Origin of the sequence: Acinetobacter baumannii, assembly GCF_009759685.1 — a bacterium.
Taxonomy (GTDB): Bacteria; Pseudomonadota; Gammaproteobacteria; order Pseudomonadales; family Moraxellaceae; genus Acinetobacter; species Acinetobacter baumannii.
The window spans coordinates 1,906,851-1,929,283 of sequence record NZ_CP046654.1; the positions used below are offsets into that span (position 1 = coordinate 1,906,851).

General features: G+C 41.1%; 21 protein-coding genes. 11 read left to right on the forward strand and 10 right to left on the reverse strand.

What is annotated here, in order from left to right:
- Window positions 1-15: 15 nt before the first annotated feature.
- From pilW to GO593_RS09085, 8 genes are all read left to right on the forward strand, one after another.
- The gene (gene pilW, locus GO593_RS09050; RefSeq protein ID WP_001984465.1) at window positions 16-816 is read left to right on the forward strand and encodes a type IV pilus biogenesis/stability protein PilW; all 801 of its coding nucleotides are present in this window, start codon (window positions 16-18) and stop codon (window positions 814-816) included.
- Window positions 807-1,598, forward strand: coding sequence for a helix-turn-helix domain-containing protein (locus GO593_RS09055; RefSeq protein ID WP_000405163.1), 792 nt, complete (start codon window positions 807-809; stop codon window positions 1,596-1,598). The genes pilW and GO593_RS09055 overlap by 10 nt, the downstream gene beginning before the upstream one ends.
- A gap of 21 nt (window positions 1,599-1,619) precedes the next feature.
- A complete protein-coding gene (gene ispG, locus GO593_RS09060) occupies window positions 1,620-2,735 on the forward strand; it encodes a flavodoxin-dependent (E)-4-hydroxy-3-methylbut-2-enyl-diphosphate synthase (RefSeq protein WP_000572095.1) in 1,116 nt (371 codons plus the stop codon).
- Entirely contained in the window at window positions 2,732-4,024 is a 1,293-nt protein-coding gene (gene hisS, locus GO593_RS09065; protein ID WP_000095254.1) for a histidine--tRNA ligase, read from the forward strand. The genes ispG and hisS overlap by 4 nt, the downstream gene beginning before the upstream one ends.
- A gap of 28 nt (window positions 4,025-4,052) precedes the next feature.
- On the forward strand, window positions 4,053-4,751 hold the full coding sequence (locus GO593_RS09070; RefSeq protein WP_000058788.1) for a YfgM family protein: 699 nt from the start codon (window positions 4,053-4,055) through the stop codon (window positions 4,749-4,751).
- Window positions 4,751-5,896 carry an outer membrane protein assembly factor BamB gene (gene bamB / locus GO593_RS09075; protein WP_001072121.1) on the forward strand — a complete coding sequence of 382 codons (1,146 nt, stop codon included), beginning with the start codon at window positions 4,751-4,753 and terminating at the stop codon, window positions 5,894-5,896. Before GO593_RS09070 ends, bamB begins: the two co-directional genes overlap by 1 nt.
- A gap of 187 nt (window positions 5,897-6,083) precedes the next feature.
- Window positions 6,084-7,493, forward strand: a complete 1,410-nt coding sequence (gene der, locus GO593_RS09080; RefSeq protein WP_000805592.1) for a ribosome biogenesis GTPase Der — start codon at window positions 6,084-6,086, stop codon at window positions 7,491-7,493.
- A gap of 117 nt (window positions 7,494-7,610) precedes the next feature.
- Window positions 7,611-8,267, forward strand: coding sequence for a 4'-phosphopantetheinyl transferase family protein (locus GO593_RS09085; RefSeq protein WP_001085071.1), 657 nt, complete (start codon window positions 7,611-7,613; stop codon window positions 8,265-8,267).
- 67 nt (window positions 8,268-8,334) lie between these two features.
- Here the strand turns inward: GO593_RS09085 and secB are convergent, their stop codons facing one another.
- The 4 genes from secB to rsgA form a co-directional block, all read right to left on the reverse strand.
- The gene (gene secB, locus GO593_RS09090) at window positions 8,335-8,793 is read right to left on the reverse strand and encodes a protein-export chaperone SecB (protein WP_001288260.1); all 459 of its coding nucleotides are present in this window, start codon (window positions 8,791-8,793) and stop codon (window positions 8,335-8,337) included.
- 27 nt (window positions 8,794-8,820) lie between these two features.
- On the reverse strand, window positions 8,821-9,078 hold the full coding sequence (gene grxC, locus GO593_RS09095) for a glutaredoxin 3 (RefSeq protein WP_000729828.1): 258 nt from the start codon (window positions 9,076-9,078) through the stop codon (window positions 8,821-8,823).
- 11 nt (window positions 9,079-9,089) lie between these two features.
- The gene (locus GO593_RS09100; protein ID WP_000443006.1) at window positions 9,090-9,506 is read right to left on the reverse strand and encodes a rhodanese-like domain-containing protein; all 417 of its coding nucleotides are present in this window, start codon (window positions 9,504-9,506) and stop codon (window positions 9,090-9,092) included.
- A gap of 97 nt (window positions 9,507-9,603) precedes the next feature.
- Entirely contained in the window at window positions 9,604-10,662 is a 1,059-nt protein-coding gene (gene rsgA / locus GO593_RS09105; protein ID WP_001173998.1) for a ribosome small subunit-dependent GTPase A, read from the reverse strand.
- 125 nt (window positions 10,663-10,787) lie between these two features.
- Between rsgA and orn the strand changes: the two genes are divergently transcribed.
- From orn to GO593_RS09120, 3 genes are all read left to right on the forward strand, one after another.
- On the forward strand, window positions 10,788-11,354 hold the full coding sequence (gene orn / locus GO593_RS09110) for an oligoribonuclease (RefSeq protein ID WP_000099436.1): 567 nt from the start codon (window positions 10,788-10,790) through the stop codon (window positions 11,352-11,354).
- A 155-nt stretch (window positions 11,355-11,509) separates the two neighbouring features.
- Window positions 11,510-12,241 carry a Bax inhibitor-1/YccA family protein gene (locus GO593_RS09115; RefSeq protein WP_001191562.1) on the forward strand — a complete coding sequence of 244 codons (732 nt, stop codon included), beginning with the start codon at window positions 11,510-11,512 and terminating at the stop codon, window positions 12,239-12,241.
- Between the two features lie 136 nt (window positions 12,242-12,377).
- Window positions 12,378-13,181 (forward strand): enoyl-ACP reductase FabI, encoded by an 804-nt coding sequence (locus GO593_RS09120; protein ID WP_002027450.1) that lies wholly within the window; start codon window positions 12,378-12,380, stop codon window positions 13,179-13,181.
- A 69-nt stretch (window positions 13,182-13,250) separates the two neighbouring features.
- Here GO593_RS09120 and GO593_RS09125 read toward each other — a convergent pair whose 3' ends face one another.
- The 6 genes from GO593_RS09125 to leuS form a co-directional block, all read right to left on the reverse strand.
- Window positions 13,251-14,645: an efflux transporter outer membrane subunit gene (locus tag GO593_RS09125; RefSeq protein WP_162540300.1), complete on the reverse strand. Its 1,395-nt coding sequence runs from the start codon at window positions 14,643-14,645 to the stop codon at window positions 13,251-13,253.
- A 22-nt stretch (window positions 14,646-14,667) separates the two neighbouring features.
- Window positions 14,668-16,662, reverse strand: a complete 1,995-nt coding sequence (locus GO593_RS09130) for a MacB family efflux pump subunit (RefSeq protein ID WP_000165905.1) — start codon at window positions 16,660-16,662, stop codon at window positions 14,668-14,670.
- Between the two features lie 2 nt (window positions 16,663-16,664).
- A complete protein-coding gene (locus tag GO593_RS09135) occupies window positions 16,665-18,005 on the reverse strand; it encodes a MacA family efflux pump subunit (protein WP_001124212.1) in 1,341 nt (446 codons plus the stop codon).
- Between the two features lie 107 nt (window positions 18,006-18,112).
- Window positions 18,113-19,102: a DNA polymerase III subunit delta gene (gene holA / locus GO593_RS09140; RefSeq protein WP_000762831.1), complete on the reverse strand. Its 990-nt coding sequence runs from the start codon at window positions 19,100-19,102 to the stop codon at window positions 18,113-18,115.
- 19 nt (window positions 19,103-19,121) lie between these two features.
- Window positions 19,122-19,631, reverse strand: coding sequence for an LPS-assembly lipoprotein LptE (locus tag GO593_RS09145; RefSeq protein WP_000549819.1), 510 nt, complete (start codon window positions 19,629-19,631; stop codon window positions 19,122-19,124).
- A gap of 27 nt (window positions 19,632-19,658) precedes the next feature.
- Window positions 19,659-22,283 carry a leucine--tRNA ligase gene (leuS, locus tag GO593_RS09150; RefSeq protein WP_000155773.1) on the reverse strand — a complete coding sequence of 875 codons (2,625 nt, stop codon included), beginning with the start codon at window positions 22,281-22,283 and terminating at the stop codon, window positions 19,659-19,661.
- Window positions 22,284-22,433 lie beyond the last annotated feature (150 nt).

The window sequence follows — 22,433 nt, forward strand, 5'->3', positions numbered from 1 at the left end:
TATTGAGGGCAGACTTTGAGTACTCCGAAGTTGAAGATCATGTTATGTATGGGGGTTGCTGTTGCACTTTTGGCAAGTGGTTGCCAGACTTCGCAAACGGTTAAAAAGGACCCGGAAAAAGCAGTAAAAGTGCGTACGCAGCTTGCTGCCGAATACATTCGTTCTGGTGACTTGGATTCTGCAAAGCGTTCTCTTGACCAAGCGTTAAGTGTCGATAGTCGTGATGCAACGGCAAATATGATGATGGGTATTTTATTGCAACAAGAAGGCAGTAAATCCAATTTAGAAAAAGCAGAACATTACTTTAAGCGTGCAATTTCGTCTGAACCAGACAATGCTCAGGCACGTAATAATTATGGTACGTATTTGTACCAAATGGAGCGTTATAATGATGCTATTGAGCAATTTCGTATTGCTGGTGCAACATTAGGCTATGATCAACGTTACCAGGCTTTAGAAAATCTGGGGCGAATTTATTTAAAACTAGGCGATATTGCGAGTGCTGAAAAAACATTCAAACAAGCACTTCTTGCTAACCGCGACTCTTATATTTCAATGTTAGAGTTAGCAGAAATTTTTTATTTGCAGCAGCAGATTCCGGCTGCTACACAAATGTATGAACAATATGTTCGTACAGTGGGGCAGAAAAATCAGGGTGCACGCGCACTTTGGATTGGTTTAAGAGTGGCTCGAGCCAATGCGGATAAAATGGGAATGCAAGTTTTAGTAAACCAGTTACGTGCTTTATTCCCGGAAAGTCCAGAATATCAACGTTATTTGCAATTACAGTATAGTACTGAGGCCGTATGGAAATAAATCCTAATTCACAGCAGCCAACTGGCTCAAGCTTACCGACTTCTGCTTTAGGAAATATTCAACGTCCTGGTGAGTATTTACGTCAAATTCGTGTTTCTCAGAAAAAAGAATTAGAGCAAGTATCTTCAGATTTAAATATGCCGCTGAAAACGCTCAATGCGTTAGAGCAAGACGACTATAAATCTTTGCCAGAAGCGACTTTTATCAAAGGCTATTATCGTTCTTATGCGAAGTATTTAAATACTGATGCAACTGCAATTATCCAGCGTTTTGATGAGATTTATGCAAACGATACTGGGCTTTTGCCAAATCATGCTTTAAACAACTCACCAATTAAAATCATGGGTAAATTACCGGGTTCTAATAGTGATCGTAACAAAAAATGGTTAAAGCGCGCACTGCTTGCAATTTTGATTATTGCTGTTGTGTCATTAATTGTGATGGGTGTCCAAAAATGGACCTCAAACAAAGAAGATGCTGAGCTGCCAAAAGCAAATCAGTCTAATGTTGAAGTTTTACCTATGAAAGGGAACACCTCTGCAACAGTGGGTGACCAATTGGTGTTAAACTTTAACCGTCCAACTTCTGTTCATATTGTAGATGCAACAGGGAAGGTTTTAGCGACGGGTCGTCAGGCATCGACTTTAACCTTAAATGGTGAGTCTCCATTCCAGATTCGTCTTGATGATGCAACGGCTGTGTCATTAAGTCTAAACCAAGAACAGATTTCATTGTCTCCATATACGGTAAACGGTAAAGCTGAATTCCGTTTATCCCGCTAATACCATGAGTTGAGCGATACAATGATAGAGAACCCAATTAAACGTCGACCAACACGTAAAATCCGTGTTGGTTCGGTCTATGTCGGTGGCGATGCACCTATTAGTGTGCAAAGTATGACAAATACCGAAACTTGCGATGTTGACGCAACTGTGGCTCAGATTGAGCGTTGTGTTGATGCAGGTGCAGATATTATGCGTGTTTCAGTGCCTTCTATGGAAGCTGCTGAAGCCTTTGGTGCAATCCGTAAGCGTGTTTCAGTTCCATTAGTAGCTGATATCCATTTTGACCATAGAATTGCTTTGGCAGTTGCAGATTATGGTGCGGACTGCTTGCGTATTAACCCGGGCAATATCGGTTCAGACCAGAAAGTTCGTGAAGTTGTAGCTGCGGCACGTCATCACGGTATTTCTATGCGTATTGGCGTGAATGCGGGTTCTCTAGAAAAAGATTTACAGAAAAAATATGGCGAGCCTACAGGGCAGGCACTTCTTGAGTCAGCTTTACGTCATATTGATATTTTAGACCGTCTTGACTTCCATGAGTTTAAAGTCAGCGTAAAAGCATCGAATGTATTTTTAACTATGGATGCTTATCGTTTACTCTCTCAACAAATTGATAATCCATTACACCTTGGAGTGACTGAAGCTGGTATTTACCGTACAGGTACTGTGAAATCAGCGATTGCTCTTGGTGGGTTATTAATGGAAGGCATTGGCGATACGATGCGTATTTCGCTTGCTGCTGAACCTGAAGATGAAATCAAGATCGGTTTTGATATCTTAAAATCGCTTGGTCTACGTTCTAACGGTATCAACTTTATTGCTTGTCCAAGTTGTTCTCGACAAGAATTTAACGTGATTCAGGTGATGCAGGCTTTAGAAGAGCGTTTAGAAGATATCCGTACACCAATGGACGTTTCGGTTATTGGCTGTAAGGTAAATGGCCCAGGTGAAGCAAAAGAAGCAGATATCGGGGTTGTTGGGGCTGCACCTCGTTCATTGGTTTATCGTAATGGTGAGAAAAGCCATTTAATTGATACCAATCAATTGGTTGATGAAATCGAAACTATGGTTCGTCAACGTGTCCAAGAGCTTGAAGAAGCTAAATCTAAAGAAATTATTCGTAGTTCATCATGAGTTCAATTGTCGCAATCAAAGGTTTTAACGACGTTTTACCAACGCAAACAGCAGCGTGGAGACGTCTCGAGCAGCATTTAGCATCTTTAATGGATGCTTATGGTTACCAACAAATTCGTTTGCCGATCGTTGAACAAACGGGACTGTTTAAACGTGCTATTGGTGATGCAACCGATATCGTAGAAAAAGAAATGTATACATTCTTCGATAAAGGAAACCCACCTGAATCACTGACTTTACGTCCGGAAGGAACAGCGGGTTGTGTTCGTGCGTTGGTTGAACATAACTTGTTGCGTGGTGCTACGCCACGTGTGTGGTATATGGGACCTATGTTCCGTTATGAAAAACCACAAAAAGGCCGTTACCGCCAGTTCCACCAGTTTGGTGTGGAAACTTTTGGTGTAGCGACTCCTGATATCGACGCTGAATTGATTATGTTGACTGCGCGTTTGTGGAAGCGTATGGGTGTTGATCACATGGTTCAACTTGAGTTGAATACTTTGGGTGAAACAGATGAGCGTACGGAATATCGTAATGCTTTGGTTGCGTTCTTAAATGAACATAAAGATGCTTTGGATGAAGATTCACAGCGCCGTTTAACAACAAACCCATTACGTATTTTAGATTCTAAAATTGAGTCGACTCAGAAAATTCTGGAAAATGCGCCGAAATTACATGACTTCTTAAAAGAAGACAGTTTAAGCCACTTCCAGCAATTACAAGATTATTTGACTGCCGCAGGCATTAAATTTGTAATTAACCAAAAATTGGTACGTGGTCTAGATTATTACAATAAAACTGTTTTTGAATGGACAACAACAGCATTAGGGTCGCAAGGTACAGTATGTGCAGGTGGACGCTATGATGGTTTGGTTGGCCAGTTAAAAGGTAAGGCTGATCAGTCTGTTCCAGCGGTCGGTTTTGCAATGGGGATGGAGCGTTTATTGCTTCTACTTGAGCAAGTCGAACAGGCTGAAATTGTACGTGACTGTGAAGCGTTCTTGGTTGCGGAGCCTGCTTATCAATCTAAAGCTTTAGTTCTAGCAGAACAATTACGTGACCAGTTAGAAGCTGCGAATAGTAACATCCGCATTAAAACGGGTTCACAAGGCAGCATGAAGAGTCAGATGAAAAAAGCTGATCAGGCTGGGGCTGTTTACGCCATAATTTTGGGTGAACGTGAGTGGGAAGCACAGCAGCTTGCTGTAAAAGAGTTGGCAACAGCTGAGCAATCACAAGTTGCGTTGGCTGAACTCGTACCATTCTTAATTGAAAAATTTACAAAATAAACTGAAACATCTGGAAAAGGACAATCACATGAGCTTAAGTGATGAAGAACAATTCGACAGCTTAAAGTCGTTCGCCAAAAAATATGGTTCTGCCATGATTAGCGGGATTCTCATTGCATTGATTGCCTTTTTCGGGTGGGAATATTGGCAAAAAAGAAACCTTGCAACGAGTCAGACAGAAACTGCAAAAGTACAGCAGTTAATGGATGAAGCAAATGCAACAGCCGATAATCCAAATGCTTTAGCTTCAATAACAGCTTCGGCAGATAAGATTGTAAAAGACGATATTGATTCAGTTCAGGCGATACAAACTCAATTTGTATTGGCAAAACTTGCATATGAAAAACAAGATTATGCTGCTGCTGAAAAAGCTTTGAAAAAAGTTGAGAATTCAAAAGTAAAAGATGAAGGACTGATTCAGGTTGTAAAATTGCGTTTAGCAGATGCACAATTGGCGCAAAACAAATATGATGAAGCTCTAAAAACCTTGTCTGGTGATGTCGATCCGGCATTTAAAGCAACAGTAGAAGAGTTACGCGGTGATATCTTTGTTGCTAAGAAAGATATTGATTCTGCTAAAAAAGCATATCAAGCTGCATGGGATTCGTTACTGGAACGTAAACAAGAGCGACAAATTTTACAAATTAAACTCGAAAGTGTTGGCGTTTTAGTTGAAGATCCACAGATTGAGCGCCCAATTTTGGAAACACAGGTGGAAGAGTCTTAATGAATCAGAAATTCAAACTGCCTTTGGCAATTGCAATCGCATCGGCTGTATTGGTCGGATGTTCTAGCAACAAAGTAAAAGAAGCAAAACCAAATCCACTACCGAAATTGACTGAGTCAAATAAGAGTTTGGTGCCCGTGTTTTCACGCAGTGTTTCTTCTACGAATAAGGCAGATCCATTACGTTTACAACTTGACGCTAGCGAAGGTGTCGTTTTTACCCTTGATCCTAAAGGTGAAGTTGCTGCATATCGTGGTAAACAACGTCTTTGGGAGAAAAAAGTTAGTAAATTGGGCTTAAGCTCTGGTGTTGAAGCAGCTGAAGGTATTGTTGTTGTTGGTAACAGTAAAGGTCAGTTATTTGCTTTAGATCAGGCAACGGGTGAACAAAAATGGACTGCACAATTATCTGGTGCTTTATTAAGTCCTTCTTTAGTTCAGTCTGGCCGCGTGATTACAATTGCAAATGACGGTACTGTATTTGCACATGATGTATCATCAGGACAACAAGTTTGGGCATATAAATTGCCAAATGTTCAGTTCAGTTTACGTGGTCAGCCATCGCCAGTGAGTCTTGATCCTCGTACTGTTTTAATTGCTTCTGCAAATGCATATGTTTATGCAATTGATACGATTAGTGGTATTCCGCGCTTCCAACGCCGTGTTGCAGTAAGTGAAGGGCGTTCTGATATTCAGCGTTTAATTGACATTGATGGTGATCCGGTTGTTGCGGGTCAACTCATGGTAACAACTAGTTTCCAAGGCCAAGTAACTGTTACTGATCTTGCTTCTCAACGTGTGGTTTGGAGTGAAGATTCAAGTAGCACCAATCGTCCAGAAGTTTATGATAATAAAGTGTTTGTTTCGTCAACTGATGGCAAGCTTACTGCTTATGACTTAACAACAGGCGAACAGCTTTGGCAAAATGATAGTCTCTTAAACCGTCATTTAAGTAATCCTGTCGTCTTGGGATCGGACCTTATTGTTGGTGATTTGGATGGTGTTTTACACCTAATCGACCCGACAACAGGTAAGTTGATTGGTCGTTCTAAAACAAGTGGTGAGGTCAATACATTACGTGTGATTGAGAATCAGCTCTATGTTTCGACCCGAAAAGGCGATTTAAGTATTTGGCAGAATCGTTAATTTTGTTCGCTTGTGCTAAAATAGCCGCTTAACAAATTACGCTGTTAAAAATATCGGGGTGTTTGAATTAAATCAGTTCAAAGCCCCGTCTTTTATTATGGTCATATCTGACCTTAAAATATATCTCCTGTACTGTTTCTAATGCTCATGCCATGAGATATGGCTGGTCTTGAATTAAGGTTATTGTATGAAACCCGTTATTGCGCTCATTGGTCGTCCGAATGTCGGAAAATCAACGTTATTTAACCAGATTACCAAGAGTCGTGATGCACTTGTAGCCGACTTCGCGGGTTTGACTCGTGACCGTAAATATGGTGATGCGACTTATCAAAATAAGTCTTTCATTGTTGTTGATACTGGCGGTATTGGTGAAAGTGAAGGCGGTATCGATAACTACATGGCCGAGCAGTCGAAAACAGCCATCAATGAAGCAGATATTATTATTTTTGTGGTAGATGCGCGTGCCGGATTGTTAGCTTCCGATGAGCAAATTGCCCGTGAATTACGTACTTTAGGCAAGAAAATTTATCTTGTTGCCAATAAGGTTGATGGTGTTCATGCTGAAGCTGCTTTGGTTGAGTTCTACAAGCTTGGTATGGGTGAACCATTACAAGTTGCAGCGAGCCATGGCCGTGGCGTACAACAAATGCTTGAGGATGTACTTCAAGATATTCCAGAAGATGAAAATCCTGAAGAGCATGATAAAGATACCGGATTGCGTCTAGCAATTATTGGTCGTCCGAACGTAGGTAAATCAACGTTAGTAAATCGCTTACTTGGTGAAGACCGTGTGGTAGCGTTTGACCAACCGGGTACAACTCGTGACTCTATTTATATTCCGTTCGAGCGTGAAGGCCGTAAATACACTTTAATTGATACAGCAGGTGTACGCCGTAAAGGTAAAGTTGATGAAATGATTGAGAAATTCTCAATTGTGAAGACTTTACAAGCGATGAAAGACGCACATGTGGTGGTGGTTGTAGTTGACGCCCGTGAAGGTATTGTTGAGCAAGACTTACATTTAATTGGCTATGCGCTGGAAGCTGGGCGTGCCATGGTCATTGCGATCAATAAATGGGACAACATGAGTGAATACGACCGCAAGCAGTGTAAGCTTGATGTTGAGCGCCGTTTTGACTTTATTCCTTGGGCTCGAATTCACCTTATTTCTGCTCTACATGGTACTGGGGTGGGTGAGTTATATCCATCAATTCACCGTGCTTATGAGTCTGCAAACTTAAAGGTATCTCCTGCGAAATTGACGCAGATTTTGAATGATGCAACTGATCAGCATCAGCCGCCGACAGTTCAAGGCCGTCGTATTAAAATGCGTTATGCGCACATGGGTGGACAAAATCCACCGACTATTGTGATTCACGGTAACAAGGTGGATAAGACTCCGGCAGATTATCGCCGTTATTTAGAGAATGTGTTCCGTAAGGTTTATAAGCTTGAAGGTACACCGGTTAAAATTGAATTTAAGACTTCTGAAAACCCGTTTGAAGGCCGTAAGAGTCAGGTCGATGAGCGTACTGCTGCACGTCGTCGTCGTTATATTCAGAAATTCAAAAAAGCAGAAAAGAAATTTAAACGTTAATCTGTTTTTAATTGAAAAAGCCCAAAGTCTTCTTTGGGCTTTTTATTGTATTGTCTAATCAGGTATCAGTAAGGTTTTAATGCTAGCAGTGAATTATGGATGGTTCGGATTAATAAAATGAATAGTAAACATGTGGACATTTATATAGGAAAACTCAATGATTTTTTAAAACGAAAACAACACGACTTTCCCGACTTTCGTACATTTAATGAGTATAAAAAACAGCAAATAAAGAGTATCAGAAATAGACTGATTGTAGAGAAACTACAACTCATTTCAACGGAATTGGAGTTTGCCAAGCATGAACATGGCAAACCTTATTTATTGAATCACACTTTGCATTTTAATCATTCCCATAGCCAACAATATTATGCTTTAGCGCTGAGTGAGCGAATTAAAGATATTGGTATAGATGTTGAAGAGCTTGATCGTAAAGTACGTCTGGATAGTCTGGCACAACATGCTTTTCATTCTGATGAATATGCAACGTGGCAAAGTCTAGAACAAGATAGAGAATATTGGTTTAAAGTCTGGACGACTAAAGAAGCTGTTTTAAAAGCATCGGGTCTGGGTATACGTTTAGATTTAAATACCTTAAACACCCAAGCACATCCTACAAATCAGGGCGGATTATGTTCGCATGAGCTTATTGGGACATTTGCCTACCAAAACTTTGTGTTAGGTAATATGATCTTAACAGTCGCATGGCGTTCAGAGCAATCATGCCGTGGATTCCAGTTTCCTTCTATTCAGATTCATTCACTTGACCGTTAAATCTAAATTACTCTCATAAAAAAACCGCGAATTACGCGGTTTTTTGAGTTTAGGGTAAGCTATAAAATTAAGCTTGACCTTCAACAGCAGCAGCTTGAGCACGTTGCATGTTTGCTTCGAACTCTGCATCAAAGTTGATTGGAGTAAGAAGTAACTGTGGGAAGCTACCTTTTGTTACTAGATCGTTTACCGCTTCACGTAAGAACGGGAACAAAATGTTCGGGCAGTATGCACCCAAAATGTAAGGTAAACGGTCTTCTTCGATATTATCGATTAAGAAAATACCAGATTGAGTTACATCTACGATGAACGCTGTTTCATTATCGTTATTGGCTTGAACCACAACTTTTAAAGATACTTCAAAGTGAGTTGGGTCAATCTTTTCAGCAGCTGAAGAAAGATTGATGTTAAGTTCAGGTTGCCATTGTTTAGTGAAAACTTGTGCCCCTGGAACCTCAAAAGAAATATCTTTTGTATAAATACGCTCTAAAGCTAATTGTGGTTGAACTTGTTGTTCTTCGCTCATTGTTTTTTCCTTAATATGGATGCGATGTTAAGCCAATAATTCGTCGAGTTTACCTTCACGCTCTAAAGCATAAAGTTGGTCAAAACCACCGATAAACTGATCATTAATAAAAATTTGTGGAACAGTGCGATGATTTGTACGTTGCATTAATTCAGCACGTACTTCTGGCGCTTCAACAGAAAGATTTACTTCTTTGTAAGCAACACCTTTACGCTCAAGTAATTGTTTCGCGCGAACGCAGTACGGGCATACAGAAGTTGAGTAAACAATGACATTTGCTGCCATAACAATTCTCCTTAAGCTTTTGGTTTGCTTTTAACGAGAGGTAAGCCTTGAGCTTTCCAGTTACTGATACCACCATCAAGGCGATAGCTGTCATGGTGAGCGACTTTCTGTAAAGCGCTACCAGCAACTTGGCCTAGGTTGCAAATAAATACCAATGGACGGTCACTTGCTTTTAATTCATCAGCATGACTTGCAATTTGGCTATAAGGAATATTGCGGCTACCACTAATGTGACCTTCGCGGAAGTCTTTGCTATCGCGTAAGTCAATCAAAAGGGCATTTTTCGCTTTCACTAAAATACCAAGCGACTGTGGAGAAATTTTACGACCGTTACGTTGACCTTCAAAAATGAAGAACAATACGATCAAGACTCCGAGTGTACCAAACAAAATGGGGTGATTCCCCATAAACTCTAACCAGCGTTCCACAAGTCACCTAAAAAAATTAAAAACAAAATTGACCTAGAGTATAGCGTATATAGATGGTGATCAAAATCACCACTTCAAGGGCAAATGGGGTAGAAAATTAGTTTTTTTGCTGCGCTTCTTGAATCTCATCGATTAAACGTAAAAAGCTGTCTAGGCGGCGTGGTAAAATTTCACCTGCTTCAACAGCCTGTTTTAAGCCACAGTTCTTTTCATGAGTATGAGTACAATTACGGAACTGACACGAACCTAAATGTGCTTCGATTTCAGGGAAGCCCATACGAATTTTATCTAAATCGAGATGCCAAAGCCCAAACTCGCGAATTCCCGGTGAATCAATCAAGGCGCCATTTTTACCAAAGTTGATTAAACGTGTAGAAGTTGTGGTGTGCTGTCCAAGTGCTGAGTTTTCAGAAATGATATTGGTTTTTTGTTCAGCATCTGGAATGAGCACATTAATAAGTGAGCTTTTCCCAACCCCTGACTGACCTACAAAAGCTACTGTCTCGCCATCAAGACGCTGGGACAATGCTGAGATGTCACCTTTAGAATGACAAATCATGACTTCATAGCCTAAATTTTCATACTCTTTGAGCATGTCGAGAATCGGGTCATTTTCAGTGAGTAAATCTGATTTATTAAGCACTAAAAGAGCCGGAATATTCGCATCTGCACATGCCACTAAGTAGCGGTCAATCAAAGTAGGTGCCGGTTCTGGCAGTGGGGCAAAAACAATAACGATTAAGCTGATATTCGCAGCTACAGGTTTTACTTTGTGATAGCGATCCGGGCGTGTAAGTAAAGATGTACGTGGATGAATTGCGGTAATAATCCCTAAACCTGTATTAGGGTCAGCTTGCCACTTCACTCGGTCACCAGTGACCAGTAATTCAAGGTTTGTACGGGTGTGACAGCGCCAAACGCTATTTAATTCAATGGGTTTCCAAAACGGTTCTGGTTCGCCTTCGGCGACTTGCGGTTTTTCTGGGTGATGATCGGGTACAGAAAGTGCCTGTACTTCAAGTTGACGTCCATAGTGCTGTACAACCAGCCCATCTAGATCTTGTGAAGTATCGACTTCTTCTTGGCGAGTTTTATGCTGTTTTTCAATACGACGTTGCTGTTGCTCAGTTAAACGACGCTTACGAATTAGAGCCATTCATATCCCAAAAAAACCATTGTTTGAAGACCGCAAAAATAGCACGAAGCTGGTATCGAATTACAGCGCAGAAGCAAGAAATTTGCTACTATTGATGTTTTTACGGCACTTTAGAACGTACATTCATGAGCAGTACTTTAAATACACGATTAATTTGGATTGATCTGGAAATGACAGGTTTAGATACCGACAACGACCAGATTATTGAAATTGCAACAATTATTACAGATGATCATTTAAATGTACTTGCCGAAGGTCCGGTTTTGGCTATTCATCAACCTGATCGTATTTTAAATGCAATGGATGAGTGGAATACGCGTCAGCACGGCCAGTCAGGTTTAATTGAACGAGTTCGTCGTAGTAAATTGACCGCTCGTGATGCTGAGTTACAGACTTTAGAATTCCTAAAAAAATGGGTAAATCCAAAAGTTTCACCAATGTGTGGTAACTCGATTTGTCAGGATCGCCGTTTCTTACATCGTCTTATGCCTGAACTAGAGCAGTATTTCCACTATCGTAATCTTGACGTATCAACAGTAAAAGAACTCTCAAAACGCTGGCGTCCTGAAATTATGAGTGGTCTGAAAAAAAATGCATCACATTTGGCGATGGATGACATTCGTGATTCCATTTCTGAGCTTAAGTATTACCGCGAATACTTCTTCATTATGAATACTGACGGTAAAGATTGATTAGGTTATTCAAGTAAGAAGAAAAGGGGGCGAAAGCTCCCTTTTTTATTGTTTAAAGGTCATTGTTACAATAATGCCAAGTGGGAATTTGGCTTTCATATTCATTTTGCTTAAAATGATGTTTTAAGTTTATTTATTATAAAAAGAGAGCATTTATGCAAAGTAATAACCCGATACTGACACGCGTTGAAACGGTCAGTGACTATAGTCAACCGATGACCGTGCAAGGTGCGATTCAAAAATCTGTTATGTTGACCATCATTGCAGCCGCAGTGGGTGTCGCTTTATTTTTTTATGCAGCCTTTACTGCAAATGTTGGTATTGCTTATGCGGCTTCAATTGTGGGTGCAATTGGCGGCTTGGTTTTAGCTTTAATTACGACTTTTAAACCAACGACTGCACCAACTTTAGCAATTCCTTATGCTTTATTTGAAGGGGCTTTCTTAGGTGGTATTTCTTTTACTTTCCAGTTGAAATATCCGGGCGTTCCTCTTCAAGCTTTATTGGCAACTTTCGTCACGACTTTGGTGATGTTTGGTCTATATAAGTTTCAAATCATACGCGCAACTGAAAAGTTCAAGTCAGTTGTAATCTCTGCATCTTTGGCGATCTTTATTGTATTTATCGTGCAGATGGTGATGCGTTTAGCGTTTGGCTCAAGCATCCCTTATATTTTTGAAAGCAACTGGTTAGGTATTGGTTTCGCTGCTTTTGTTGCAGTGATTGCTTCACTGAACCTAATTTTAGATTTTGATTTGATCGAAACCAATGCAGCATATCGTGCACCAAAATTCATGGAATGGTTGTGTGGTATTGCCTTACTTGCAACTTTAGTATGGATGTATATCTCTTTCTTACGTTTACTTGGCTTATTGTCTGACGACTAAAAATGAGTTGGTAAAAAGTCGCTCCTAAATCGGAGCGATTTTTTTTCGTGCGATTTTTGAAAAAAGATGCATTATGCAATTTCGAAAAACGTTGAATATTGGCATTATGCTGAAAATTATTTTGAGTGAGATCGGCATGACACAAGGACTTTTAGCAGGTAAACGCTTTTTGATTGCAGGCGTTGCTAGTAAATTATCAATTGCTTATGGTATTGCACAAGCATTACACCGTGAAGGTGCTGAGCTTGCATTTACTTATCCAAACGAAAAATTAAAAAAACGTGTAGATGAGTTTGCTGAGCAATTCGGTTCTAAGCTTGTGTTTCCATGTGATGTTGCCGTTGATGCTGAAATTGATAATGCATTTGCGGAACTTGCAAAACATTGGGACGGCGTAGACGGTGTTGTGCACTCAATCGGCTTTGCACCTGCACACACGCTTGACGGTGACTTTACTGACGTGACTGACCGTGACGGTTTTAAAATTGCTCATGACATTAGCGCATACAGCTTTGTTGCAATGGCACGTGCTGCAAAACCTTTATTACAAGCTCGCCAAGGTTGTTTATTAACTTTGACTTATCAAGGTTCTGAGCGCGTTATGCCTAACTACAACGTAATGGGTATGGCAAAAGCTTCTTTAGAAGCTGGTGTTCGCTATTTAGCATCAAGCCTTGGTGTTGACGGTATCCGTGTAAACGCGATTTCTGCGGGTCCAATCCGTACTTTGGCTGCTTCTGGTATTAAATCTTTCCGTAAAATGCTAGATGCTAACGAAAAAGTTGCGCCGTTAAAGCGTAACGTAACCATTGAAGAAGTGGGTAACGCAGCTTTATTCCTATGCTCACCTTGGGCTTCAGGTATTACTGGTGAAATTCTATATGTAGATGCTGGTTTCAATACTGTAGGTATGAGCCAATCTATGATGGATGATGAATAAATCTTAAGATTTATTCAGACATAAAAAAAGCCGTAGTTGAAGGACTACGGCTTTTTTACTGGGCGCAAGTTATTGCGGCAGTTCTTTTACAGGCGAACCACCTAATGCCTGCATAAGGGTGACATAAGCGTTGTATTGGCTTTGTTTGGTTTCAACAAGACTCAAGCGCGCAGTACGTGTAGTTTGCTGTGCATCAAGAAGTGTTTTTAATGCAACAGCGCCATAACGGTAGCGGACTTCAGTTAAACGTTCAGTTTTTTCTGCAAGTTCGACATTACGCTCTTGTAAAGCTACTTGTTTGTCGAGTTCTGTACGACTCGACAACGCGTTTTCTACATCAGCAAAAGCCTGATAAAGCGTTTGGCGATATTGAATAATCGCTTTTTCATAATCTAGGTTGCTAATCGCGATATCTTTTTTCATATCGTTATATTGCAAAAACGGTAAGCTTAAACTCGCTCCAAGCGTAAGGGCAGGGTTACGTAATAACTCCGTTAAAGATGTACTGCTTGAACCTAAACTACTGGTTAAGCTAATTGACGGGTAGTAGCTTGCTTTAGTTGCATCTTTAGTTGCTAGTGCTTTTCTCAAGCGAAGCTCAGCTGCTTGCAAGTCTGGGCGGCGTGACAAAATATCCGCTGGTAAACCCGCACCAATAGCAGGCAGCGCTGTACGTGGTAAACGCTGTGGCTCTTGAATATTGAGTTGCTGTACTGGCTCATGCAATAACACAGCAATGGCTGTACGCGTTTCAACAAGCTGTTGCTCAATCTGGCTTAAACTTGCTTTTTGGCTTTGAACAGACTGCTCGGCTTGCGTAAGGTCTAATCCTGAAACTGCACCTGCTTTATACTGAGTTTGAACTAACTGATAAAGCTTTTGTGAAGTGGCTAAGCTTTGCTGTGCAGTTGCATACCGTTCATTTAAATAACCAAGTTGCCAGTAGAGTTTCGCAGTAGTGGCAATCAGACTTTGACCAGTAGCTTGAAGATCTTGTTCGGTTGCTAACGCTTCCCATTTACTTGCTTCAGTTTGACGAGCAAGCTTGCCAAACAAATCAAGTTCATAGCTCACCCCAGCACTCATTGATAAACCTTTCGCACTGTCATCTCCCGAATTTAAGTCGAAAGAATGCCCTGTAGAAACACTAGAGCTGGTCCGTAAGCCTTGTTTATTCGCGGTTAAATCAGCTTGCAAGCGTGCTTGCTGGAGTGTGATTCCCGCAACAGCCAAATCACTATTGCGCTCTAAAACATTAGTTACGAGTTGGTTGAGCTGTGTATCTCTAAACAATGTCCACCAACGGTCAGAATATTGCTCAACCGATGCTGTTTTAGCTTTAGCCTTATCGTACTGAAAACTGCCCGGAACTTGTACAGCTGGTGCTTGGTAAGGTGTTTTTACTACAGCGGCACATCCCACAAGAGAACTAGTGAGGAGAAGTGCTGCGCTAAGTTTAGTCATAGAAAAAGACATGCAATTTTCCTTATTCTCGTGATAGTGCTGCAACAGGGTCAAGTTTTGCTGCATTCTTGGCAGGTAAGAAGCCGAATACGACACCAATCAATGTTGAACACACAAACGCAGCAACAATTGATGTGGTTGAATAGGCGACAGCAAAGTTGCCACCGGCAAACTTATTAATCAGTTGTCCTAAGCCAAGTGATAGCAGTACGCCAAGTACACCACCAATCAGACATACTAAAATTGCTTCAATCAGGAACTGCTGCAAAATATCACTTTGTCGAGCACCCACAGCCATACGCACACCAATTTCTTGCGTACGTTCAGTCACCGAAACCAGCATAATATTCATTACCCCGATACCGCCAACTACCAGAGAAATTACAGCAATTGCTGATACTAAGAGAGTCATAGTACTTGTGGTTTTCTCAATGGTTTGTCGGATACTGTCACTGTTCATGGTGAAAATATCTTGGGCACCGTGGCGCTGGGTTAATAAGTTAACAATGGCGTTTTCAGCAGCACTGGTCGAGTATTTATCATTAATACGTACGACAATATTACGGACATGGGCTTGCCCTAACATACGGCTCATGACCGTGGTATAAGGCATATATACATTCAGCGTGTCATCCGAACCCATTCCGCTGGTCTGAGGTTCTACAATGCCGATAATACGAGCTGGTACGCTACCCAGTAACACGACTTGCCCGATTGGGTTAGTACCATCACTAAAGAATTGTTTTTGCGTATTGGTATCAATGACTACATCTTGTGAACGGTCGCGGACACTTCGTTGATCAAAGGTTTGGCCGTCTTTAAAAACTAGACCTTTTACATCAAAATAATCGTTACTTACACCGTTAATAGTCGCATTTGCTTCATTTTGTTGATAACGCATGGTCTTGGATGTACTGACCATCGGACTAACTGCACTGACATAAGGCTGTGTCATTAATGCATCGGCATCGGCAGGAACCAGCGTTTTAAAATTGGCTGTCTTGGAGTTATCACCAAAACCACGACCTTGGAATACCGTAATTGTGTTGGTGCCTAAACTGCTAATGTTGCTCAAAATCTGTTGTTGAGAACCATTACCTAGCGCAACTACCGTTACGACAGAGGCAATACCAATAATGATCCCCAGCATGGTTAAGAAAGTACGCATGCGGTGGGCATTCATAGACAGTAAAGCCATTTGAAAGGCTTCGGATAAGCGATCTAGAGTTGAACGCCAAGCCGAAATACTTTTGCCTTTTTTCTGCTTATTTTGTAAAGCAGGTGCTGCATCTGGATCAGATTTAACTTCTTCTAAAGACTGGTCTGGAACATTAGGACGGTCACTAATAATTTCCCCATCACTAATTTCGATAATGCGCGTTGCATTCTTTGCAACTTGCATATCGTGCGTTACCAAAATAATCGTATGGCCAGCCGCGTTGAGTTCACGCAAAATTCGCATCACTTCAACGCCGCTATGTGAATCGAGTGCCCCTGTTGGTTCGTCGGCCAAGATCACATCGCCGCCATTCATTAAGGCACGTGCAATTGATACACGTTGCTGTTGACCACCTGAAAGCTGGCTTGGTCGGTTTTGCGTTTTAGTACCTAAACCTAGCTCTGTGAGCAGGGCAGTAGCTCGCTGTTTACGGTCTGCTGGAGTAACACCAGCATAAACAGCCGGAACCTCAACGTTACCTTCAGCTGATAAGTCACCCAGTAAATGATAACGCTGGAAAATAAAGCCAAAATATTCACGGCGTAACTGTGCTAACTGGTCTGGCTCAAGTTTACCGGTTTCTTGTCCATTAACCTTATAACTACCACTTGTTGGGCGGTCCAGACAGCCCAAAATATTCATGAGCGTTGATTTACCAGAGCCGGACTGACCGACGATGGCAACCAGCTCACCCTCATAAATAGTCAGGTCAATGCCTTTTAAAATTTGAATCGTGCTTTCGCCAGCAGGGAATTCCCGGACCAGATTGCTGACTTCAAGCAAAGCTTGTTTTGTCATGCTTACATTCCCATTGGACCGCTACGGCGACGGTTATTACCACTGTTTGCAGAAGCTGCAGAGTTTTCTGAACTATCAGCAATCACAACTTGGTCACCTTGTTTTAATCCGGCAAGTACTTGTGCATTTACACGGTTATTAATACCTACCAAAATTTGTGTTGGTTTAGTCGTACCATCTGCTTGTAAAACGCGAACTACACTCAGAGTTGCTTTGCCTTGTTCAATAAGCTGTTTTTGTTCAGGAGTTAAATTTAAGCGTTCTAAACGGGCGCCGTTACCTTGATGCTTGCGTTCTGCACTTGGAGTAGAACTTGCTTTATCTGCCGATTGCCCCTGTTTTCTTTGGCCAGAAAATTGTTTGCTACTTAACGCAGAAGATGGAACCAATAAGGCATTTTTTGCTGAATTTAATACGATATAAACTTGTGCAGTCATATCAATACGCAATTTGCCGTCCGTATTTGGAACATCAAATAAAGCGTTGTAGTAAACGGCTGAGCTGGTTGTTGAACTTGTGGTGCTGTTTGATTCACTAGAGATTGAATCTGGAGCAGGTTCGATTTGACGTAAGGTTGCATAGCGCTTGGTTTCATCACCTAAGGTCGTGAAATAGACCTGCTGACCCTTTTCCACTTTCATAATATCGGCTTCACTCACCTGTGCTTTAATCGTCATATTTTGAAGTTTTGCAATTTTGACGATAGTTGGAGCGCTTTGGTTTGCGTTTACCGTTTGACCTTCTTCAGTCACAATCGCAACAACCGTACCATCAGTTGGCGCAACAATACGTGTATAGCCAATATTGGTTTGTGCTGTTGAACGCGTTATTTTTGCAGACTCAATTTGTGCATCTAATGCTTTAACTTGTGCCTGAGCAGTTTTATAAGCAGCTTCAGCCGACTCTAAATCTGCACGAGGTGTTGCATCTTGAGCATACATTTGTTGTTGACGACGATATTCGAGTTGTTTCTCGTTTAAAGAAGCGATTTGCTGAAGACGCTGTGCCTCTAAATTTTTAATATTGGCATCAGATGTTTTTAAACTGTTTTCTTGGGTGGTCGAGTCAATTTGTGCAATAAGTTGACCTTGTTTTACTTGATCACCAAGCTGCACATACATCTTTTTAACCTGACCAGATACCTGAGCACCCACACTAATGAGCTTGGTTGCATCAAGTGTACCGGTTGCAAGTACATTATTCTCAATATCCCCGCGAGTTACCTCTGCTGTAATATATTGAGGCTGCTGTTGTTTAGGCTTTAAGAATTTCCAAGCTAAGACAGCAATAATGGCGATACAGACGACAATAATTACGAGTTTAATTGGCTTTATTTTTGGCATGGCGAGAGGTCGAAAAGTCTAAAATTTAACTTAGTATAAGAGTCAAATGAGGATAAAACGTGAATTTTTATGATATTTCAATAAAGCAGGCAAATGATTTGGCTGCGCTAATGTATAAATAATGTTTTTCCACACAGCTCGGCAATGGCTTGTTGCATTAAATGTTGGGCATTCTCATTTGACATGCCTTTGATTGCGGCATCAATTTGTAAAAGTAGAGCAGACCATCCCAAAAATTGCTGTGGATTGAGTCTTCTTAATGCTTGTTGATATAAGCTAACTTTTGTTTTCCATATACCCAGTTGTAATGCATTATGTGGTTGTTCAAACAACTGCATTAATAAACGCATTTCTTTACTTAATGTCCATAAGATCAAGCTTTCCGGTTCACCGGAACCGATTAAATATTGAAAGATCTTAATGGACTGAGCAAGATTACCTTCTAATAACGCATCGCTTAAATCGTAAGTGGTGTAACGAGACTGATCTTGTAGACATGCATATAACTGTTCAATTTGAATTAGTTTCTGGTCTGGAAAAGTATCTCTTACCCGCATCAAGCTATTTTTAGCAGCGAGCAGGTTATGCTCATGATGCTGCATGAGCCACTGCCAAGCATCATTGTCGAGTTGAATTTCTAACTTCTCAGCCTCAGCGGCTAATATTCGTTGGCGGTCTTGCGGATAGTTAGCAGTAAGGGCAACCACCACACCGTTCGCTTCAACAACTTGGAAAAAAGCAGATTTTAAGCTGCTACTGTCTTGTTTGGGTAAAACAATTAACAGCAAGTTAGTTTCATTATGCTGGATATAACTTTTTAGCTGTTTTAAACCATTGGCATCGGGCTTGATATTGCCGTGAACTTCAATCGCAAGTTGCTGAGAAAATAAAGATAGGCTGTTCAGTGCATTAAAGACATTTTTCCAGTCACTTACACTACTAATATCGTAGCGCTGTCTTTCAATGTCTTGTTGCTGCCAGCTTTTGCGAAAAGTGTCGAGTAAATTTTGTTCTAATAAAGGTTCCTGTCCATGCAGGATCCACGCACCCCGAGCTTCCGGAATGCGTTTGAGGGCTTGTAAATAGTCAAGTTTCATTACTTAAGAAAAGATATGTCTATGGTTGAGCTTTTGGTAAGCGATTGGCTGAAATTTGACGAGTAATTTGCTGTGCAAGGTCATCAATTACAATACGTTGCAAGTAACTCTCTTGCTGGTTCTCAGTGTTGACCGTTGCCAAGTCATATTGATAACTACGAGCTGCGGTTAAAGTACGCGGCTCTGTAATTTTATTACCTTGACGGTCTTCGATTTGGAAAGTTACAGTCAAGCGTAATAACACTTCTGTAAGTTTACCATTTAGAAGCTGACGACGAGGCGTGTATTCTAAAACACGAAGAACGTAGGCGTCGTTGTCATTGCTGAGCTGAACACCATTTGCCGTTAAATACACTTTTAATTGTGTTTCAAGGTCATCGGTTTTTGCCGGTAACTCAAGGCTTAATTTTTTATAAACAAGTGGAGTCGCAGTCGGGTTAGTTCCTTTTAAATGGAAACCACACCCGACTAAGCCTGCACTAAGGCCTAAGGTTAAAACAACAGCGGCTAAACGTTGGGCTAAGTGCATGCTTGATCCTCTCATTAATACCTGTAATTAAACCACGAGGTTAACCAATTTGTTTGGAACCACAATCTCTTTTTTGGTTGGTCCTGTTAAGAACTGCTGAACTTCTGGTAATGCTTTCGCTTGAGCTAATAACTCATCTTTAGAAATATCAACAGAAACTTCAAGTTTACCGCGAAGTTTACCATTTACTTGTACAACAATCGTTTGAGTATTGCGGGTTAATGCAGAAGCATCAACTTCAGGGAAAGTTGCTTCTGTTAAGTCCGTACCAAACTGAGCCAATAAAGTCTGGCTTAAATGCGGAGCAAATGGAGCAAGTAAAGTTAACAATGTGGTGATTGCTTCACGTTCTACAGCAACGTCATTGTCATCTTTTGCTTCAAACTTATTGCTTGCGTTTAACAATTCCATCAATGCAGCAATTGCAGTATTGAACGCATGACGACGCTCAATATCATCACTTACTTTTTGAATGGTTTCGTGTGTCTTACGACGTAAATCTTGAGCATCTTTAGACAAGTTTGCTTTATCGATTGCTGTTGCAGAGTTTCCTTTTTCAAGGAAGCTTGCTACCAGACGCCATACACGTTTCAAGAAACGGTTTGCACCTTCAACACCTGCATCAGACCATTCTAAAGATTGATCTGGTGGTGCAGCAAACATCATAAATACACGAGCTGTATCTGCGCCGTATTGATCAATAATGGCTTGTGGGTCAATACCGTTATTTTTCGACTTAGACATTTTTTCTTGTCCGCCGATAATCACTTCTTGACCATCACCTGAATATTTTGCAGAAATGATGCGACCTTTCTCATCACGTTCTAATTCGATGTCAGCAGGGTTGAACCAAGTTTTCTTACCATTTTCTGCTTCACGATAGAAAGTATCTGCAAGCACCATGCCTTGAGTTAACAAGTTGGTAAATGGCTCATTACCTTGTACAACACCTTCATCACGCATTAATTTGTGGAAGAAACGTGCATAAAGTAAGTGAAGAATCGCGTGTTCAACACCACCGATATATTGGTTTACAGGAAGCCAGTTTTTAGCTGCTTCAGGTTTTACCATACCACCAGTAAAGTCTGGAGATGCATAGCGTGCGTAGTACCAAGATGATTCTACAAATGTGTCCAATGTATCTGTTTCACGGCGTGCATCGCCACCACAGCAAGGACATTTCGTTTCATAGAATTCAGGCATTTTATTTAGTGGATTACCTGAACCATCTGGAACAACGTCAGTTGGTAATACAACCGGAAGTTGATCTTCAGGAACTGTGACTTGACCACAAGTATCACAGTTAATCATTGGAATTGGGCAACCCCAGTAACGTTGACGAGAAACACCCCAGTCACGTAAACGGAATTGAACTTTAGAATTTGCTAAACCTTGTGGTTCTAATTTCGCAAGGAATGCATCAAATGCAGCTTGGAATTCTAGACCGTCAAACTCGCCAGAGTTAACAAGTTTACCTTCTTTAGAACCGTACCATTCTTGCCACTCGGTAGCAGAGTAGTCTGCATCGTCAGCACCTTTGGCATCAATGACTTGCTTAATTGGCAAGTTGAACTTGTTAGCAAATTCGAAGTCACGTTCGTCATGTGCTGGTACAGCCATCACTGCACCAGAACCGTAAGACATTAATACGTAGTTCGCAATCCAGACAGGAAGCTCTTCGCCAGTTACAGGGTGTTTTACAAACAAACCTGTTGCCATACCTTTCTTCTCGGCTGTAGCCAAGTCAGCTTCTGCAACTGAACCCATGCGGCATTCTTCAATAAATGCAGCCAATTCAGGGTTATTTTCAGCAGCTTTAAGCGCAAGAGGGTGTTCTGCTGCAACGGCAACGTACGTCACACCCATAAGTGTGTCGGCACGTGTTGTATAAACAGTTAAGCCGTCAGCATAAATTTCAGTATTGGCAGATGGGAAGGTAATTTCCATACCTGTAGAACGACCAATCCAGTTACGCTGCATGGTCAACACTTGTTGAGGCCAGCCGTCTTGTAGAGTGTCTAGGTCGTCTAATAATTCTTGTGCATAGTCCGTAATACGGAAGTAGTACATTGGAATATCGCGTTTTTCAACCAATGCACCTGAACGCCAGCCACGACCATTTTCAACTTGTTCGTTTGCCAAAACTGTTTGGTCAACCGGGTCCCAGTTTACTGTTGAAAGTTTACGGTAGATTAAACCTTTTTTATAAAGCTGAACGAACAACCATTGTTCCCAGTGATAGTACTCTGGTGTACACGTTGCAAATTCACGGTCCCAATCTACAGATAGACCTAATTTTTTTAATTGGTCACGCATGTAAGCGATGTTTTCAAATGTCCATTTTGCCGGAGCAACTTTATGGGCAATTGCAGCGTTTTCCGCTGGTAAACCAAATGCATCCCAACCCATAGGTTGTAATACGGTTTCACCTTTTAAACGGTAAAAACGGCTAATTACATCGCCAATGGTATAGTTACGCACATGACCCATGTGCAGTTTGCCACTTGGGTAAGGGAACATTGACAGGATGTAGCGATGTTTACCTTCGACAGTGTCGGCAACTTTAAAGACTTTACGATTTTCCCAATCTTGTTGGACTGATGGTTCAATCGTGTTTGCTTGATATTCTGGGTCAATGTGAGAAATAGTCATAGACGTAAGCTATACAACGAAAATTGAAATGAAAGATTGCTGCACAGCATAGCGCAAAATAGAGGAAAATGTCAGTTTTTAGAGCAGGATTTTATCTTTTAATCTGCGCTATAAAATTTCCCAATCCATTCTTGTTTATTTTAAATAAAC

What these genes read in the sequence shown, in the direction of transcription:
- GO593_RS09135 (WP_001124212.1), bottom strand. Translation starts at nt 18,005, where the DNA reads ATGCCAAAAATAAAGCCAATTAAACTCGTAATTATTGTCGTCTGTATC.
- GO593_RS09115 (WP_001191562.1), top strand. Translation starts at nt 11,510, where the DNA reads ATGCAAAGTAATAACCCGATACTGACACGCGTTGAAACGGTCAGTGAC.
- ispG (WP_000572095.1), top strand. Translation starts at nt 1,620, where the DNA reads ATGATAGAGAACCCAATTAAACGTCGACCAACACGTAAAATCCGTGTT.
- GO593_RS09070 (WP_000058788.1), top strand. Translation starts at nt 4,053, where the DNA reads ATGAGCTTAAGTGATGAAGAACAATTCGACAGCTTAAAGTCGTTCGCC.
- grxC (WP_000729828.1), bottom strand. Translation starts at nt 9,078, where the DNA reads ATGGCAGCAAATGTCATTGTTTACTCAACTTCTGTATGCCCGTACTGC.
- holA (WP_000762831.1), bottom strand. Translation starts at nt 19,102, where the DNA reads ATGAAACTTGACTATTTACAAGCCCTCAAACGCATTCCGGAAGCTCGG.
- GO593_RS09085 (WP_001085071.1), top strand. Translation starts at nt 7,611, where the DNA reads ATGAATAGTAAACATGTGGACATTTATATAGGAAAACTCAATGATTTT.
- GO593_RS09130 (WP_000165905.1), bottom strand. Translation starts at nt 16,662, where the DNA reads ATGACAAAACAAGCTTTGCTTGAAGTCAGCAATCTGGTCCGGGAATTC.
- GO593_RS09120 (WP_002027450.1), top strand. Translation starts at nt 12,378, where the DNA reads ATGACACAAGGACTTTTAGCAGGTAAACGCTTTTTGATTGCAGGCGTT.
- bamB (WP_001072121.1), top strand. Translation starts at nt 4,751, where the DNA reads ATGAATCAGAAATTCAAACTGCCTTTGGCAATTGCAATCGCATCGGCT.
- der (WP_000805592.1), top strand. Translation starts at nt 6,084, where the DNA reads ATGAAACCCGTTATTGCGCTCATTGGTCGTCCGAATGTCGGAAAATCA.
- hisS (WP_000095254.1), top strand. Translation starts at nt 2,732, where the DNA reads ATGAGTTCAATTGTCGCAATCAAAGGTTTTAACGACGTTTTACCAACG.
- rsgA (WP_001173998.1), bottom strand. Translation starts at nt 10,662, where the DNA reads ATGGCTCTAATTCGTAAGCGTCGTTTAACTGAGCAACAGCAACGTCGT.
- GO593_RS09125 (WP_162540300.1), bottom strand. Translation starts at nt 14,645, where the DNA reads ATGACTAAACTTAGCGCAGCACTTCTCCTCACTAGTTCTCTTGTGGGA.
- GO593_RS09145 (WP_000549819.1), bottom strand. Translation starts at nt 19,631, where the DNA reads ATGCACTTAGCCCAACGTTTAGCCGCTGTTGTTTTAACCTTAGGCCTT.
- leuS (WP_000155773.1), bottom strand. Translation starts at nt 22,283, where the DNA reads ATGACTATTTCTCACATTGACCCAGAATATCAAGCAAACACGATTGAA.
- GO593_RS09055 (WP_000405163.1), top strand. Translation starts at nt 807, where the DNA reads ATGGAAATAAATCCTAATTCACAGCAGCCAACTGGCTCAAGCTTACCG.
- orn (WP_000099436.1), top strand. Translation starts at nt 10,788, where the DNA reads ATGAGCAGTACTTTAAATACACGATTAATTTGGATTGATCTGGAAATG.
- secB (WP_001288260.1), bottom strand. Translation starts at nt 8,793, where the DNA reads ATGAGCGAAGAACAACAAGTTCAACCACAATTAGCTTTAGAGCGTATT.